General features: G+C 48.3%; 15 protein-coding genes. 10 read left to right on the forward strand and 5 right to left on the reverse strand.

Annotation, left to right across the window (positions count from 1 at the left end):
* Window positions 1-28 precede the first annotated feature (28 nt).
* On the forward strand, window positions 29-1,072 hold the full coding sequence (locus MUN34_RS11725) for a zinc-binding dehydrogenase (RefSeq protein WP_247857854.1): 1,044 nt from the start codon (window positions 29-31) through the stop codon (window positions 1,070-1,072).
* A 154-nt stretch (window positions 1,073-1,226) separates the two neighbouring features.
* Here the strand turns inward: MUN34_RS11725 and MUN34_RS11730 are convergent, their stop codons facing one another.
* Window positions 1,227-1,571: a DUF2628 domain-containing protein gene (locus tag MUN34_RS11730; protein ID WP_247857855.1), complete on the reverse strand. Its 345-nt coding sequence runs from the start codon at window positions 1,569-1,571 to the stop codon at window positions 1,227-1,229.
* Window positions 1,572-1,772: 201 nt separating this feature from the next.
* Between MUN34_RS11730 and MUN34_RS11735 the strand changes: the two genes are divergently transcribed.
* The 6 genes from MUN34_RS11735 to MUN34_RS11760 all read left to right on the forward strand — a co-directional run bounded on the left by MUN34_RS11735 (window position 1,773) and on the right by MUN34_RS11760 (window position 9,707).
* On the forward strand, window positions 1,773-3,905 hold the full coding sequence (locus MUN34_RS11735) for a (Fe-S)-binding protein (protein ID WP_247857856.1): 2,133 nt from the start codon (window positions 1,773-1,775) through the stop codon (window positions 3,903-3,905).
* Window positions 3,906-4,042: 137 nt separating this feature from the next.
* Window positions 4,043-4,441 carry a MerR family transcriptional regulator gene (locus tag MUN34_RS11740; protein WP_012369183.1) on the forward strand — a complete coding sequence of 133 codons (399 nt, stop codon included), beginning with the start codon at window positions 4,043-4,045 and terminating at the stop codon, window positions 4,439-4,441.
* Between the two features lie 34 nt (window positions 4,442-4,475).
* A complete protein-coding gene (locus MUN34_RS11745) occupies window positions 4,476-5,789 on the forward strand; it encodes a hemolysin family protein (protein WP_012369184.1) in 1,314 nt (437 codons plus the stop codon).
* Window positions 5,790-5,967: 178 nt separating this feature from the next.
* The gene (locus tag MUN34_RS11750) at window positions 5,968-7,650 is read left to right on the forward strand and encodes a LytS/YhcK type 5TM receptor domain-containing protein (protein WP_247857857.1); all 1,683 of its coding nucleotides are present in this window, start codon (window positions 5,968-5,970) and stop codon (window positions 7,648-7,650) included.
* A 102-nt stretch (window positions 7,651-7,752) separates the two neighbouring features.
* Window positions 7,753-8,781, forward strand: a complete 1,029-nt coding sequence (locus tag MUN34_RS11755) for an aldose epimerase family protein (protein ID WP_247857858.1) — start codon at window positions 7,753-7,755, stop codon at window positions 8,779-8,781.
* 71 nt (window positions 8,782-8,852) lie between these two features.
* The gene (locus MUN34_RS11760) at window positions 8,853-9,707 is read left to right on the forward strand and encodes a DegV family protein (protein ID WP_026829474.1); all 855 of its coding nucleotides are present in this window, start codon (window positions 8,853-8,855) and stop codon (window positions 9,705-9,707) included.
* Window positions 9,708-9,773: 66 nt separating this feature from the next.
* Here the strand turns inward: MUN34_RS11760 and crcB (MUN34_RS11765) are convergent, their stop codons facing one another.
* A complete protein-coding gene (gene crcB, locus MUN34_RS11765) occupies window positions 9,774-10,121 on the reverse strand; it encodes a fluoride efflux transporter CrcB (RefSeq protein WP_026829473.1) in 348 nt (115 codons plus the stop codon).
* Window positions 10,118-10,519, reverse strand: coding sequence for a fluoride efflux transporter CrcB (crcB, locus tag MUN34_RS11770; RefSeq protein ID WP_012369189.1), 402 nt, complete (start codon window positions 10,517-10,519; stop codon window positions 10,118-10,120). Before crcB (MUN34_RS11770) ends, crcB (MUN34_RS11765) begins: the two co-directional genes overlap by 4 nt.
* A 148-nt stretch (window positions 10,520-10,667) precedes the next feature.
* On the opposite strand from crcB (MUN34_RS11770), the gene MUN34_RS11775 reads away from it, so the two are divergent.
* Complete coding sequence (locus tag MUN34_RS11775) at window positions 10,668-12,140, forward strand: methyl-accepting chemotaxis protein (RefSeq protein WP_247857859.1); 1,473 nt, start codon at window positions 10,668-10,670, stop codon at window positions 12,138-12,140.
* A 101-nt stretch (window positions 12,141-12,241) separates the two neighbouring features.
* The gene (locus tag MUN34_RS11780; RefSeq protein WP_247857860.1) at window positions 12,242-13,171 is read left to right on the forward strand and encodes an NADP-dependent oxidoreductase; all 930 of its coding nucleotides are present in this window, start codon (window positions 12,242-12,244) and stop codon (window positions 13,169-13,171) included.
* Window positions 13,172-13,444: 273 nt separating this feature from the next.
* Here the strand turns inward: MUN34_RS11780 and MUN34_RS11785 are convergent, their stop codons facing one another.
* Complete coding sequence (locus MUN34_RS11785; protein WP_247857861.1) at window positions 13,445-14,215, reverse strand: nucleotidyltransferase domain-containing protein; 771 nt, start codon at window positions 14,213-14,215, stop codon at window positions 13,445-13,447.
* Between the two features lie 80 nt (window positions 14,216-14,295).
* Complete coding sequence (locus tag MUN34_RS11790; protein ID WP_247857862.1) at window positions 14,296-14,676, reverse strand: winged helix-turn-helix transcriptional regulator; 381 nt, start codon at window positions 14,674-14,676, stop codon at window positions 14,296-14,298.
* Window positions 14,677-14,796: 120 nt separating this feature from the next.
* Between MUN34_RS11790 and MUN34_RS11795 the strand changes: the two genes are divergently transcribed.
* Window positions 14,797-15,651, forward strand: a complete 855-nt coding sequence (locus MUN34_RS11795; RefSeq protein WP_247857863.1) for a VOC family protein — start codon at window positions 14,797-14,799, stop codon at window positions 15,649-15,651.
* Window positions 15,652-15,676 lie beyond the last annotated feature (25 nt).

Consider the following 15,676-nt stretch of genomic DNA (forward strand, 5'->3'; position numbering starts at 1 on the left):
AGAAAAGTTAAGCGATGGAGGCGATGAGATGAAAGCTGTTCAAGTCAATGGATATGGTGGTGTCGAGCAACTCGAAGTCGTGGAACGTCCGGTCCCGACACCGCGTGCTGGGGAAGTCCTGGTCGAAGTGAAAGCATGCGGCATCAACAACACGGAAATCTGGATGCGCGAAGGGGCCTACGGATCGGACAGCAAATCAGGCTGGAAACCGGAAGGCGTTCAGTTTCCCCGTGTCCCGGGTTCCGACATCAGTGGACGGATCGTGCAAGTCGGAAGCGGGGTCGACGAAGCACGCAACGGTCAAGACGTCGTCTTGTTTCCGTTCACCTCAGGCGGTCAGCTTGGAACGGAACACATCAGTGAAGATATGTCGTTCATCGGATCGGAGTATGACGGGGGATATGCCGAGTATGTCGTCTGGCCGGCAGAACTGTGTTATGCGATGCCGCTTGATGATTATGTCAAAAGTGCTGTTTTCTCGGTCAGTGGATTAACGGCCTGGCATATGAACGAACAACTCCAGTTACAACCGGGGCAAACCGTCCTCGTGACGGGGGCAAGCGGCGGTGTCGGTTCGTTGAACGTTCAAATTGCTGCCCGCGTCTTTGGAGCAACTGTGATTGCAGTGGTCGGCGACATGAAAATGGAACAAGAGTTGAAACGTCTGGGGGCAACACATGTTTTGTCCTATCGGTCGGACAAATTAGCGGAAGAGATTCTTTCCGTGAATGCCGGACCAATTGACGCCGTCCTCGATGTCGTTGGAGATGCATTATTCAAGACGACTCTGAACGTCCTGAAAAACGGCGGTAAGTTCTGTATTTCCGGTTCTGCCGGTGGACAACAGACGAATCTTGATTTCCGGACGTTGTACCTGAAGCACTTAACGTTTTACGGTTCCGTTCTTGGAACACGGGCGGAATACGCACAGATGCTTGACGCGATTGCCGCCGGAAAACTGGAACCGGTCATCGACCAGATGTTCCCGCTTGAAGAGGCAGCGGCAGCTCAGTCCTACTTTAAAGAAACAGGAAAGCTTGGGAAAATCGTGTTAATACCGGATATGGATTAAAGAAAGGTGTTTTTTTGTAGGAGTCTCGTGAATCAAATGATTTCCCGGTAAGTAAAAGAGGACACTGGAATTTGAAATCCGGTGTCCTCTTTTAATTATGAAGGATGACATTCAAGTCAAACTCACTTTTTAGAGATATCTACATGTAATGGTATTAAATTGCTGATTGTGAAGTGGGAGTTTCAGATAACAATTTTGCATGAATTCCACGTTGTTTTAATGCTTGTTGGAAGGAATGATCAATCGGACGATATCCTTTTTCGATTAAATCATTAATATAAATTTTATTGTACAAGAAAGAAAAAACGATATTGACAATCCATCCCCCGAAACCGGCAGTCAAAAGTGTAGTGACGATACCGACGATCAATTGAATCAATCCCCACTTCATATCTCCCCGGAAAAATGCTGGAAAGAATCCAAAAAAGAACGTTGTCCATGAGAATCCCGCTTTTACCTCTTTAATTAAGCCACTTGAATGTTGTAAAATTCCGTTCAAAGCCAATTACCTCCTACAAAATATACATATATTAGAACTTTTTAATTTTAACCTACTTATTTTTCAATTTAAATTATTTTTTGTAAGTTCAAGTCAATAATTTATTAAAGAGAATAAACATCAAAATAATGAATGAATAGCCATTCATTATATGCTATACTCATATCAAATAATGGCTTTAGGGGGAAAGGGGCTTATTTCATGGGGACATTTTTACTGATTAACTGGATCGCTTTCCTGCTCATCGCAGGATACGCGGGTTATTTATTCGTCACGCTTGTCAAAAGTCGGTACGAGGCGATTCGCAGGGGGAAAAAAGCGGAATGGACGCTGACGAACAAAGAACGGCTCAATGCGGTTCTCGTCAACGTATTTGGACAAAAGAAACTGTTGAAGGATAAGAAAAGCGGTACGATTCACGTCATGATGTTTTACGGATTTTTACTCGTTCAATTTGGAGCGATTGATTTTATCTGGAAGGGGCTCGCGGTCGGACAACGTTTTCCACATATTCCGCTCGGTCCACTTTATCCGATTTTTACATTTTTCCAGGAAATCGTCATGCTCGTCATCTTAGTGGCTGTCGTTTGGGGATTCTACCGCCGCTATGTTGAAAAATTGGTCCGTCTGAAACGGAACTTCATGGCCGGTCTTGCCTTGATTTTCATCGGCGGTCTGATGGTCGCTGTTCTGTTCGGAAACGGATTTTTCTTAGTCTATGAAAATCATTCCACGTTCGGTGAACCGGTCGCGTCGGCGATTGCCTTCCTATTCAGCTGGGTGCCGCAACAAGTCGCCTTTGGATTGTTTGTCTTCTTCTGGTGGGCGCACTTGCTGTTCTTACTCAGCTTCATGGTCTATATCCCGCAAGGCAAACACGCCCACCTGATTGCCGGAACAGCCAACGTTTGGCTCGGCCGGACGTCAAAAGTCGGACGCCTCGCACCGATTGATCTGTCAGTCATGGAAGAAGCAGAAGACGACGAGGCAGAATTCAGCTTTGGTGTTAACCGGATTGAAGATTTTAATCAAAAGCAACTCGTTGATTTATATGCCTGTGTCGAATGCGGCCGCTGTACCAACATGTGTCCGGCCAGCGGAACCGGAAAAATGCTGTCACCGATGGACTTGATTGTTAAACTGCGTGATCACCTGAATATGAAGACGGCGGCGATCACCCAAAAATCTCCGTGGGCACCAGCGTTTGCCTTTGAAGGGTCACAGGGAAATCAGATTGCGTCACTTGCTGCAGCGGGTCAGATGGATGTCGTCCCGGATTCGTTGATCGGTAACGTCATCACTGAAGAAGAGATTTGGGCCTGCACGACATGCCGAAATTGTGAAGACCAATGTCCGGTCATGAACGAACACGTTGATAAAATCATCGACCTCCGTCGTCACCTTGTGATGATGGAAGGGAAAATGGATCCCGAGATGCAACGGACGATGGCGAACATCGAACGCCAGGGGAATCCATGGGGGATGAACCGGAAAGAACGCGAAAACTGGCGCAAAACGCGCGAAGAGCTGGTCGTCCCGACTGCAAAAGAAAAGAAAAAAGCCGGCGAAGAGTTCGAGTACCTCTTCTGGGTTGGAGCGATGGGCTCATATGACAGCCGCAGTCAAAAAATCGCGATGGCGTTTGCACGAATCTTGAATGAAGCGGACATCTCGTTTGCGATTCTCGGTAACGATGAGAAAAACTCCGGTGATACACCACGCCGCATCGGGAATGAAGTTCTGTTCCAAGAACTCGCGGAAGCAAACATCAAATCGTTTGAGAAATACGATGTTAAAAAAATCGTCACGATTGATCCGCATGCGTACAATACGTTCAAAAACGAGTACCCGGACTTTGGTCTCAGCCCGGACGTCGAAGTGTATCACCATACAGAGCTGCTCGCCCGGTTGATTGACGATCAACGGATCAAACCGGTTCATGAGGTTAGTGAACGGGTCGTCTACCATGATTCGTGTTACCTCGGGCGTTACAATGACATTTATGATGCACCACGTTATATCTTAGAGAAAATTCCGGGTATCACGCTTGTCGAAACGGAACGCAACCGGGAAAAAGGAATGTGTTGTGGAGCCGGCGGTGGGATGATGTGGCAGGAAGAAAAAGTCGGCGCACGGGTCAACGTCGCACGGACCGAACAGTTGTTGACGGTGCAACCATCCGTCATCGGATCAGCTTGTCCGTACTGCCTGACGATGCTCAGCGACGGAACGAAGGCGAAAGAGGTCGACGAGCAAGTCGCGACCTATGATGTCGTCGAACTGCTCGAACGGTCAATCGTCGGAACACCAATGAAGGAAGCGGTAACAAACTAAGTTTAAAAAATAGCTTGAGCAAACGGAACGTCTCCTCTAAGAAAGAGGGGGCGTTTTTTAAAGGTGCCTAATAAGCATAACGTTGTTGTGTACGGTTTAACCGTGGTATGATAAAAGCATTATTTAATGAGAGGGAGGTGAGGATCTTTGGGAAGGCGTTGCTTAAAATCGGTCAGGTCGCGGAGGCCACCGGCTTATCAAAACGGACCATCGACTACTATACATCGCTCGGTTTATTAACAACAGAGCGGACACCAGCTGGTTATCGTTTGTATACGGAAGATGTCGTCCAGCATATTCAAAAGATTGAGTATTTAAAGACACAACGGCTGTCCCTGCAAGAGATTCTTGCTTTCTTCACCGAGCGTGAAGTCAAAACGGGTGATGCCATTTATCAAGAAGTACAGCAGCTTCAAGAAAGCGTCAACGGTCTCGAACAGCGTTTATTGCAATCGACCGACTATGAGAAACAGGAGATTCGTCTCGAACTGTCTCAACGTCTGACATTGATTGCTTCCCTGATTGCGCAGCTGTAACAACAAAATGGAGGTGACCCCTGTTTAGGGGATTTTGGATACTATATTATTTATCAATTTATTTTTAGTGGTGTTATTGATCGTGTTGACCGCGTTTTTTGTTGGATCAGAGTTTGCGGTCGTCAAGGTACGGATGTCGCGTCTGGATCAAATGATTCAGGAAGGAAATAAGAGTGCCGTCCTGGCGAAGAAGATTGCCGGGGACCTGGACTATTACTTGTCTGCCTGTCAGCTTGGCATCACGGTAACGGCACTTGGTCTTGGTGCACTCGGTGAACCGACCGTCGAAAAAATCCTGCACCCGGTGTTTGATGAATTCGGCGTCTCGGCTGCCGTCTCGACTTTGTTGTCATTCGGGATTGCCTTTGTTTCCGTGACGTTCCTACACGTCGTCATCGGAGAACTTGCTCCGAAGACGTTAGCGATTCAATATGCGGAAAAAATGACCTTATTGTTTGCCCGTCCCCTGTATATCTTCGGGAAAATCCTGTATCCGTTCATTTGGTTACTCAATGGTTCAGCCCGCTTTTTCCTTGGATTATTCGGTGTCAAACCGGCTGGTCACGAACAAGCCCACTCAGAAGATGAATTGAAAATCATCATGGCACAAAGTTTTCAAAGCGGAGAAATCAATCAGACGGAACTCGCACTGATGCAGAATGTTTTTGCATTTGACGAGCATATCGTCAAAGATTTGATGGTTCCACGGATGCGAATGGCGACGATCTCAGAACGATTGTCAAAAGACGAGCTGATGGAAATATTCATGGATAATCCGTTTACCCGTTATCCGGTCACGGAAGAAAATGATAAGGACCGGATTCTCGGTTATGTCAACGTCAAGGAGATGTTGACGGACTTCGCCAATGGAAACCATCATCCGGTCACACATTACGTGAAGGATTTACCGGTCGTCTCGGAAGTCACTTCGCTCCAGGACACGTTACGGAAGATGAAAAAGACGCGGTCACATATCGTCCTCGTCGTTGATGAGTATGGCGGAACAGCCGGCATCGTCGCGATGGAAGACTTACTCGAAGAAATCGTCGGTGAGATTCGGGACGAGTTTGATACGGATGAAGTCGAAGAAATTCAAGAGTTGCCGAACAATGAGTATTTGGTCGCGGGAACCGTTTTGCTTGAAGATCTCGAAGCCCGGTTCGGTATGACGTTTACGAACGACGAAGACGTCGATACGATCGGCGGTTGGATCCAAATGCATAACATCGACCTGCAACCGGGAGAACACATTGATACGGAAGCCTTCTCGGTCGAAGTGATCGAGATGGAGAACTATCAAATCAATCAGATCAAATTATGGTTACATCCGCTTGAACAAGCGGAATAACCGACAGCATCTTTCGTCCTGTACGAAAGGTGCTTTTTTTTTAGGACAAGTCATCAGTCAAAAATTGAAAATCCGACTGATTGTGTAAAGAAGACAAATCGTAGTAGGGAAACGAGGGAGGAAGCGGGAAAGAGTAAAGAGACGAGAGATTATTTTTTTTTGAGAAGGGAGACGTCCAGTGCTTGAGCAAATCCCGTTTTTACTCAGCCGCTTAGGCATGTTAGCCTTACTGGCTTTTTTATTGTCGCAATGGCGGATATCGCGCCATTTGTTTCAAACGTCGTCGCGCCGTAGTCATCGTTTCATTTTGCTGAGTGTTTTTGTCGTATCGGGTATTTTGATGAACTATGCCGGAATTGGTCTTTCGCCGGATAAAACGATTGATCCGTTACTTGGATTAGCCGTTTCACCGGACCAGTGGATCGTCGACACCCGATTGACGATTATCGTCACGAGTGGTCTGCTTGGTGGTCCGCTCGTCGGCGGTTTGACCGGGTTACTGGTCGGATTTCACCGGTATTACCTCGGTGCATTCGGTGCGGAATCGGCTGGGATCATTGCGGTTGGAACAGGATTGTTGAGTGGGTTGTACAGTCGCCAGTGGCGCAGGAAAGACGGCTATTCCTTGCTCCAACCGATTGGTATCGTCTTAACTGCTGTCATCCTCGACATTGGTGTAGCATTGATGTTGGCGCCGGACCAAGCCCGTGTACTGGAATTGACACGTCAAGCCGTCTTTCCGATGTTGTTTACGAATGCAGTCGGAATCAGTGTCTTCATTGCGATCTTACGGACGCAGTTGAAAATTGAGAATGAATTGTTCGTTCGCGAATCCGCACGTTCCTATCGTTTATTGGATGCGATTCGTCCGTTGCGTAAAAATGGCATGACGGTTGATGTCGCCCGGAAAATCGGATCGACAATCTTGGAAGAAACGAAAATCAACCGTGTCGTTTTACTTGGACCGGATGGGATTTTGGCCGATGTCCGGACGGGACACGATACAGCGGATTTATTCCAGCATCAGACGATTTTGGAATGGGTGGAGACGGCTGCCGTTTACCGGTCGGAAGATGAGCTGACGCGTCAAATCATCTCGTTTCATCCTTTACAGGTCGAGGGGAAGAAAGCTGGCATTGTCTGTTGGTTTCCGGTCTATCTGTTCGATGATACGATGGAGCGAACGATGGAACAGTTGGTGGATCTTTTGGCACGCGAACTCGTCGTTCACCAAGAGGAACAACTGAATCAATTTCCGAACACCAGTATTAAACCGATCCTGAGTCCGAACTACCTCCTCGGGATCGTCGATGAAATCCATCAGACGGCTGATCCGGATACCCCGGTCAAACAACAGCTCGGAGCTTTGCGACAACTGCTTACGACAGCACGACGACTCGACATGTATCCCTTACGTGAAGAATTACTGACCTTAAAATCTTACTTGTCGCTGGAAGGAATCCGCCGGCATCATCCATTGACACCGGCTGCGGTTACGATTGATTTAGATATCGAAACGGCCGTTGAAGAACATTTTGTCTTTCCGTTGCTCGTGACACAGCTTGTCGATAATGCGTTACGCCATGCTTTTCCCCAAAGCGGTCCGTATCACCGGATTGATGTCCGGGCATTTCAGGAAGAGACACACTGGGTGCTTGAAGTGTCGGACAACGGAGTCGGCATACCGGCCGAATTCTTAAAACGCTGGGAGCAGGATAAAAAGACGGAAACGAGTAATTTGTTTTTATTACGACGTGCTCTTCACCGGCGATACGGTGAGCAGGCGGGGTGTACGATTTATTCCCGACCGGGTGGAACACGCCTGAAACTGACGTTGCCCCTTACGACCGATCAGATGTAACAATCGTTCGATTCGGATTACCGGAATCGAACGATTGTTTTTTTTTAGCCAATCCTGGGTAAAAATGAAAGCAAGAGTAGATCGATACAGGAGGATAAGCGCATGATTACAACAAAAGAAGTCGGTTTTTCCGGCGAGCAGCCGATCATCGCTTTTACATTGATGAATCGTAACGGACACAGCGTGGAATTACTCAATTTGGGCGGGAAAATCACGGCAATCCGTGTTCCGGATCAACACGGGACAATTGAGAATGTCGTCTTAGCCTTTGATGATATGGAAGAATATTTAGAAGATCCCCACCATTTAGGGGCAACAATCGGACGGGTCGGCGGGCGGATCGCCAACGGAGCGTTTGCATTAGAAGGGATGAACTATATCCTGGAGCAAAACGAAGGAGAGCATCACCTTCATGGAGGGAGCGTCAACTGGTCGAATCGTTTTTTTGATTATGAAATCGACGGTGAGCTGTTACATCTGCTCTTGACGAGTCCGGATGGAGAAAACGGCTATCCGGGTCAACTGGATGTCCGGTTGACGATTGACTGGACGGACGAAGATGTACTGATTTTGACGTATCACGCGACGACGACGGCATCGACACCATTCAGTCCGACGAATCATACGTATTTTAATTTGACAGGAAATGCGAAAACGACGATTGAGCAACATCGTCTCCGGATGGATGCGCCGTTTTACGTACCGCTAAATGAAGAGTCGGTTCCGACGGGCGATATTTTATCCGTCAACGAGACCGTCTTTGACTTCCGCAAAGCGCGTTCTCTGTATGAAGTGACGCATGCGAGTGACGAAGCGTTGCGCCAGGCCGGCAGTGGTGTTGACCACCCGTTTTTACTGAAAGAAGGCGGAGAAATCGTCTTAGAGGAACCGGTCAGTGGCCGGATTTTACGTGTGGAAACCGATCAACCGGGTGTCGTCGTCTATACGGGAAATCATTTGGCAGGAGACTTTACAATCGCCGGGCGCCGGGCGACACCCTATCTCGGGATTTGTCTTGAGACACAAGGATTGCCGGACGCGATCAATCAACCGGATTTTCCGTCTGTCGTTTTGCGGGCAGGCGAGGTCTATGAAAAGCGGACAACCTTCCAATTTAGTCGAGTGCAGTAACGTTTTTTTGCTAACATCCGAAGCGAATGTGGTAGGATAAAGCGAGAAGAATCTAACGGAGGCATAGGAAAATGACTAAAATAGCATGGGTGACCGATAGTATGGCCTATTTCAAAAAGGAAGAGGCAGAAGCAATCGGCGTCAATGTCGTACCGATTCAAATCATGCTCGGTGAGACAGCATACAACGAAGATACGATTACTGTCGAACGGTTATTCCGAGCGCTTGAGGCAGACAAGAAGTTAGTCGCCAAGACCTCGCAACCGATTTTTGGGGAGTTCGTAGGGACGTATGAACGGTTAAAAGAAGAAGGATACGACTGTGCGATTGCCGTCCACTGTACAAACGGTTTGTCGAGTACGGTCCAAAGTTCAGCATCAGCAGCGGAAGCGGCGAGCTTCCCGGTCCACATCATCGATTCACATACAGCATTTGAAAACCAGCAGGAGTTCATCCGTTTCGGGATGGCGCTTGAAGCAGCAGGTAAATCAGTCGAAGAAATTACGGCTGCCTTGCATGCATTGGCAAAGAAGACACATTTTTATATGATCGTAGGGAACATGGAGACGATGCGCCGGGGTGGACGTGTCTCGTCCGGTGATTTGTTCCTTGCTAACCTGCTCAGCATCAAACCGATCATCACGACGGATGAAGCGGGAAAAATCGTCCCGTTTAAAAAAGCGCGGTCGCTGAAAAAGGCGTACATCGAAATCATCAAACAGGTCGAAGAAGCGATGCGTCAGCATACGTTTTATAAAAACCGGATTTATGTCGCGACGACGATGGCACCAGAGATGGCGGCTGATTTACGGACACAAGTCGCAGCAAAATTCCCGGAACTGACGGTGCTCGACGGCACGTTCGGTCCGGCAATCGGAACACACGCCGGAGCAGAAACAGTCGGCTTGTTCTGGCTGAATGACTAAAAAACAATGAAAAACCAGAATCGATTCCTTGAGACAGGGAACAGATTCTGGTTTTTTTCTTGTATTTCAGGCAAGAATAATTCCTAAAAAAGCGGCACCAATTCCGCAGAGGTAACTGAGTCCGAGATACAGGACCAGTGTCTTTCGATTTTGATTCTGGACGAGCTGTAACGTTTCCAGCTTAAAGGTCGAAAACGTCGTAAATGAGCCGAGAAATCCTGTCCCGAGCAACAACGTCCAGGTCGAATCGAGGTGGGAGCCGATGACAAGACCGAGTAAAAACGAACCGAGCACATTGATGATGAATGTCGCCAGCGGAAAATCCTTTTTCCAAACCGTTTTGGTCCATTGGCTTAAGGCGAAGCGGCTGATTGCCCCAAAAAAGGCACCGGTCGCAAGCGCGAGGAAATTCATGAGACCTCCTCCTTTTGAAAGCGGCGTAACCGGCGTGTTCCAAGTAGATAACCAACGTAAGACAACAATAAGCCCCCAAACAAACTGAGACTGATATAGGCGAACGCATAACTGTAGACGCCAGCCCGCAACAATTCAACCGATTCGACACTGAACGTCGAGAAGGTCGTGAAGGAACCGACAAAACCGGTTCCGAGTGCCGTCATTGCATACTGATGCAGTAAGGTCGTCTTAAATAAAAAATGTGTCGCGTAACCTAATACGAAGCAACCGATTAAATTGATGGTTAACGTCGTCCACGGGAACGCACCCACCACCACATTTCCGATGAGAAGACCAAGACCATACCGGGCAGAGGCGCCGAGTATGCCGGCGAGCCCGACTAATAGATAGAGCATAAGGAGCCCCCTTCCACTCATTTTTGTATTCAACATACGCTTTTCAGAAATCATGCGTCAAGTCATGAAAATTTTCATAGAGACTAAACGTCATCTTAAAATTGGACGATAAGAAAAGTGTACGAATCCAACAGAAGGAGTTTTGCAGATGGTCTCACCGCTTGAACGATTGAGTACAAAAATACTCTCTCGTCTGATTCCTGTATTGATCACAGTTGCCCATCCCTTGATTTTTATTTTTGCTCAAATCGGCTATGTCCCGATGAGCGTCTTTTACCAATTTTTAGCCGGCGGACTGTTATTAACAATCGCGTTGCTTGCCGGAAATCAGTTTTTTGGTGAAAAGCCAAGTGGGAAATACATTCAAATCGTCTTGACGTACCTTGTCCTTGCACTGGTGCTCGTCACCTTACCGTCCCAAAGCATCTGGACGATTGCCTATCTCTATCTGACGATCTCGATTGTCTATCTCATCCCGCACCTGGTCGTGCTCGCAGGTGTCCTCGGATTGTTTGAACTGGTTCTCTTTACGCTGCTCGGAACCATCGTGTTTACGAACACGTTTGACATGATCGTCGCTTTCGTTATCTACTTGATGGTCTTTTCGGCAGCGACGTTCGTCGCCGTATTTGGGCGAAACGTCATGCGGGAAGTCAAACGTCAACAAGAAAAAGCGGAACATTACGCGGAGACGTCTCAACTGACGCTTCGTCAGTCAGCGGCGACCGCAACGGATGTCACGACGTTCACGGAAGAGATGAGTGAAACGGTCGATACGGCAAAAGCCTCGTTCGAGAAAATTGATCAGGCGATGCAGATGCTGGCTGATAATTCTTCGAAAAATGCCCAATCCGTCCGACAGATTAAACAGATGAACACTGATAACGTCGAGTTGATGACGGATGTCGCGACAGCCGTCGACCGGGCACTTGCCCTCAGTTCGTCATCAAAAGTCACGGCCGAGCAAAGCCAGGCTACGATCAGCGAGGCCGGCGAGTCGTTACAGCAATTAACCGAAAGTATGGATGAATCGGTCACCGCCTTTGGACAGCTCGCCGGACGCTTCAAAGAGATCGTCAGCATCACCTCGAGCATCAATGCGATTGCGACACAAACCAATCTATTGAGCTTAAATGCCTCAATCGAAGCGGCACGTGCCGGTGAATTCGGTAAAGGGTTCACCGTCGTCGCCCAGGAAATCCGGAATTTGTCCGCGCAGACGGCAGCGGCTTCGACGGAAATCAATCAGATCATCGAACGGGTTGATCGTGATGTCATGCAGACCGGTAATTCGATTGATGCCAGCACCAACTTACTGCGGGAGCAGGAAGCGCGGATGCAACGGAGTCAAACCGCGTTGCAGACGATTGCGACTGATTCGAACGATTCCGTTCAGGCAATCAGCGGTGCACAACAGCAATTCGTGACAATCACAAACAGTCTGACGAACATCGCACAGGCGACGGAACAGCTTGATGCCTTCATGGATCTGTTACTGACGAGCAGTGATCAACTGTCCGGTCTGACGCGTTCGCAAGTCGAACAAATTGGTGATTTACAGCAAGCGATTCATACACTAAACGAGACCGCATTAACCCTTCAACAGACGGCCCATGCCTGATACCTGTGTACCGATTCTTAAGAGTCGGTGCACTTTTTTCGTTTGTCACAAGTGGTGAACGGGAACAACTAAGAGGTACAACAATCAGAGGAGGAAATCACATGAAAGCAGCCTATATTGAACAGTACGGTGGATCGGAACAATTTAAAGTGGGGGAACTGGATCGTCCGATCGTCGGAGCAGATGACATATTGATTGCGGTGCATGCAGCAAGTGTTAATCCCGTTGATTGGAAGTTGCGTGAAGGGTACTTAAAAGAAATGCTCAGTTACGATATGCCGCTCGTCATTGGTTGGGATGTCTCCGGTGTCATCGAAGAAGTCGGAGAGAACGTGACAGACTTGAAGGTCGGTGATGAAGTGTTCAGCCGTCCGGATATTGCCCGTCAAGGGACTTATGCGGAATATGTCGCCGTCGACGCCCATCTTGTCGTCAAGAAACCGGAAGCGTTGACGTTTGAGGAGGCAGCATCACTGCCGCTCGTCGCCCACACGGCATGGCAGGTCATGTTTGAAGTGATGGACGCGAAAGCAGGGGATAAAATCTTTATCGGTGCCGGTTCAGGCGGTGTCGGAACAGTCGCGATTCAACTCGCGAAAGCGCACGGGCTGCATGTCATCACCTCGACGAGCACAAAAAACGTCGACTGGGTCAAAGCGCTCGGAGCAGACGAAGTCATCGATTACAAACAGGAAGATCCGGCAGATCGTGTCCGTGATCTTGATTTTGTGTTTGATACGATGGGCGGCGACGGACAAGCAAAGCTGTACCAGATGCTTAAACCAAACGGAATGCTCGTCTCGATTTCAACACCACCGGACGAAGATCAGGCGAAGGAAGCACAGGCACGCGTCGCCTATGTCTTCATGCAACCGACAGGCGAGCGGCTGCAACATATCGCTCAAGCAGTGGAACGGGGAGAGTTGAAACCGGTTGTCGATCGGATTTTTGATTTAGATCAAATTAAAGAAGCGCATGATTACGGAGAAGAAGGTCATGCGAAAGGGAAAATCGTCATTAAAGTGAAGTGAGCAAGAAAACAGAACGCGCTTTCAAATAGACGAAAGTCAATAGCTTACGTAATCTATGAGATACACAGGCAAGACTTCGCTTTCCTCGGGCGAAACGTGAGCCTCCTCGTCGCATGCGCGACTTGCGGGGTCTCACCGGTTCCGCTTTTCCCGTAGGAGTCTTCGTTTTGCCTGCTTCTCTAACAAGCTATTGAAAATCACACAAGAAAGCCGATCCCTTTTTTTCAAAAGAAGAGGGATCGGCTTTTTGCATAAAGCTGGATTTTGATGGTCTCAATACACCTGTTCGGATGCCAACAGTCGGTCGAGTAACTGTAACGTGTCCGGTTGATTAATCAGCATCTGTTGCAAGTGCGACCGTTCTTCCTGTAAGAATTCCCGGTAGAGACGTGCCGCTTCGATATGCGTTGCCGGGACGAGGACGTTATAAATCGCTTCAAGACGTAGACGTGGAGATTCCGGTAAATAGTCAGGAACCGTTTTTAAACCGAGTTGCGCCCGGTCAGGAACATACCGGTGCAACAGGACTTTGGCAAATTTGATTAGTGCACTCCGTAACATCTCGACCGCCCATAATCCATTCCCGCGACCGGCTGCTTTTTGATACTGGAACAGAAACCAGACGGAATCAATCGCTTCATCCGCAGCTTCTTGTGTCCCGAGTGCCAAAGAAGAAGTCTCGACGTACGCATCGAGTTGTCTTTTCGGATCATACAAGACACGAATCGTATCGGAATGGTTCAACGATTCGCGCGTCACCGTAAACAGGTCGACATGCAGGAGATCATCGTACACGACAATTAGTTGCGGTGCGACAATGAAGATATCGTCTTTCCAGATGATCGGGCGATAGACGGACAGATGCGTCAGTCGACGGGTTAGAAATTTCGCCATCCGTTCTTCGGATACTAAACAGTAAAGATCGATATCCGAATAGACATCTTCTTCACCGCGTCCAAATGAACCTTTCAAAAAAATCGCTTCGACAGCCGGATCTTGCTTTAAGCGTGCTACTAACTGTTCAATCGCATGAAGTTGATGCATGGGGCTCGCTCCCTTATATAGTCTATTCCGTCAGTATACGTGAAATAAGGGATATTATTCCATAAAAAAGAGCGATTCCATTAAAATGAATCGCTCGTACTAGAAGCAAGTGTTGGTGTCGTATCTTGAAGCATGTCTTTCTGCGCCAAATGTTCTACGTGTTTTTTGCCCCAGGCATTGATAGCGTTCAGAACAGGAATCAATGTTTTTCCGTAATCCGTCAGCGAGTATTCAACTCGCGGCGGGACCACCTGATAGATTTCGCGATGGACGATATCGTTCAGCTCGAGTTCCCGAAGCTGGGCTGTCAGCATTTTTTGCGTGATGTTCGGGAGATTCCGTTTCAGTTCACTGAATCGGAGCGTGTCATGCGTGATCAGTTCGAGCAAAATCGAGGGTTTCCATTTCCCGGTCAGAATTTCGAGTGCCGTCTCGACGCGGCAGCTTGGTGTCTCTTCCATGGCGGTTCCTCCTTCATGGTATCGTTTAGGATACTATACCACTTCTTTGTGCCTACTTCCGTTCCTGTCACTTCTGATTGATAATGAAGATACGAAGCGAACTTATGAGGAGGAAGCAAAATGAACATCAATCCAAACATTACACTCGGACCGGTCAGCTTACGGATTACCAATCTGGAACAATCGATTGCGTTTTACCGGGATGCACTGGGCTTAACGGTTTTAAGACAAGACGAACAGACGGCAACACTTGGTGCGAAGACGACACCGCTCGTCATTCTGGAGCAACACAGTACGGCAAAACAACTCCCGAAAAATTCAGTGGCGGGTCTGTATCATTTCGCGATTTTATTACCGAACCGGAAAGAACTCGGATTCGTCATTCGTAACTTGATTGCCCAAGGAATTGAACTCGGGCAAGGGGATCATCTCGTCAGCGAAGCGTTTTATTTATCAGATCCGGACGGAAACGGGATTGAGATTTATGCCGATCGTCCGCGTGATACCTGGACGTATGAAGCAAACGGTGATGTTAAAATGACGACGGATCCGGTTGACTGGCAAAGTATGCTCGTCGAGGCGGGTGAGGAAGACTGGTACGGCATGCCGGTAGATACCGTCATGGGACATGTTCATTTTCATGTGAAGTCACTTGAAGCAGCGCGGAAGTTTTATGTGGAGACACTCGGGTTTGATGTCGCAGCGGACGCTTCCCGGATGCGGGCGTTGTTCCTTGCTGCCGGCGGCTACCACCACCATATCGGAACGAACGTCTGGTCAGGGGTTGATGCACCGAAAACACCGGCTGATGCGGTTGGCTTAAAATACTGGACGTTAATTTATCCAGACGCGGCTTCTTATGAAACGGCAGTCGCAGCACTCGAACAATCTCCTTACGAAGTCAACCGGCAAGAGGATGCAGTCTACGTCACGGATGATGCCGGCATTACCGCCCGTCTACTCTCTAAAGGATAATCACCATAGAAAAAAGCGATTTCGT

Origin of the sequence: Exiguobacterium sp. 17-1 (assembly GCF_023096305.1) — a bacterium.
Lineage (GTDB): Bacteria > Bacillota > Bacilli > Exiguobacteriales > Exiguobacteriaceae > Exiguobacterium_A > Exiguobacterium_A sibiricum_A.

Bases quoted from the DNA above. Each gene is read 5' to 3' on its own strand.
- crcB (WP_026829473.1), bottom strand. From the start codon at position 10,121: ATGAATTTCCTCGCGCTTGCGACCGGTGCCTTTTTTGGGGCAATCAGC.
- MUN34_RS11790 (WP_247857862.1), bottom strand. From the start codon at position 14,676: ATGGAAGAGACACCAAGCTGCCGCGTCGAGACGGCACTCGAAATTCTG.
- MUN34_RS11785 (WP_247857861.1), bottom strand. From the start codon at position 14,215: ATGCATCAACTTCATGCGATTGAACAGTTAGTAGCACGCTTAAAGCAA.
- MUN34_RS11760 (WP_026829474.1), top strand. From the start codon at position 8,853: ATGACTAAAATAGCATGGGTGACCGATAGTATGGCCTATTTCAAAAAG.
- MUN34_RS11795 (WP_247857863.1), top strand. From the start codon at position 14,797: ATGAACATCAATCCAAACATTACACTCGGACCGGTCAGCTTACGGATT.
- MUN34_RS11780 (WP_247857860.1), top strand. From the start codon at position 12,242: ATGAAAGCAGCCTATATTGAACAGTACGGTGGATCGGAACAATTTAAA.
- MUN34_RS11755 (WP_247857858.1), top strand. From the start codon at position 7,753: ATGATTACAACAAAAGAAGTCGGTTTTTCCGGCGAGCAGCCGATCATC.
- MUN34_RS11775 (WP_247857859.1), top strand. From the start codon at position 10,668: ATGGTCTCACCGCTTGAACGATTGAGTACAAAAATACTCTCTCGTCTG.
- crcB (WP_012369189.1), bottom strand. From the start codon at position 10,519: ATGCTCTATCTATTAGTCGGGCTCGCCGGCATACTCGGCGCCTCTGCC.
- MUN34_RS11735 (WP_247857856.1), top strand. From the start codon at position 1,773: ATGGGGACATTTTTACTGATTAACTGGATCGCTTTCCTGCTCATCGCA.
- MUN34_RS11725 (WP_247857854.1), top strand. From the start codon at position 29: ATGAAAGCTGTTCAAGTCAATGGATATGGTGGTGTCGAGCAACTCGAA.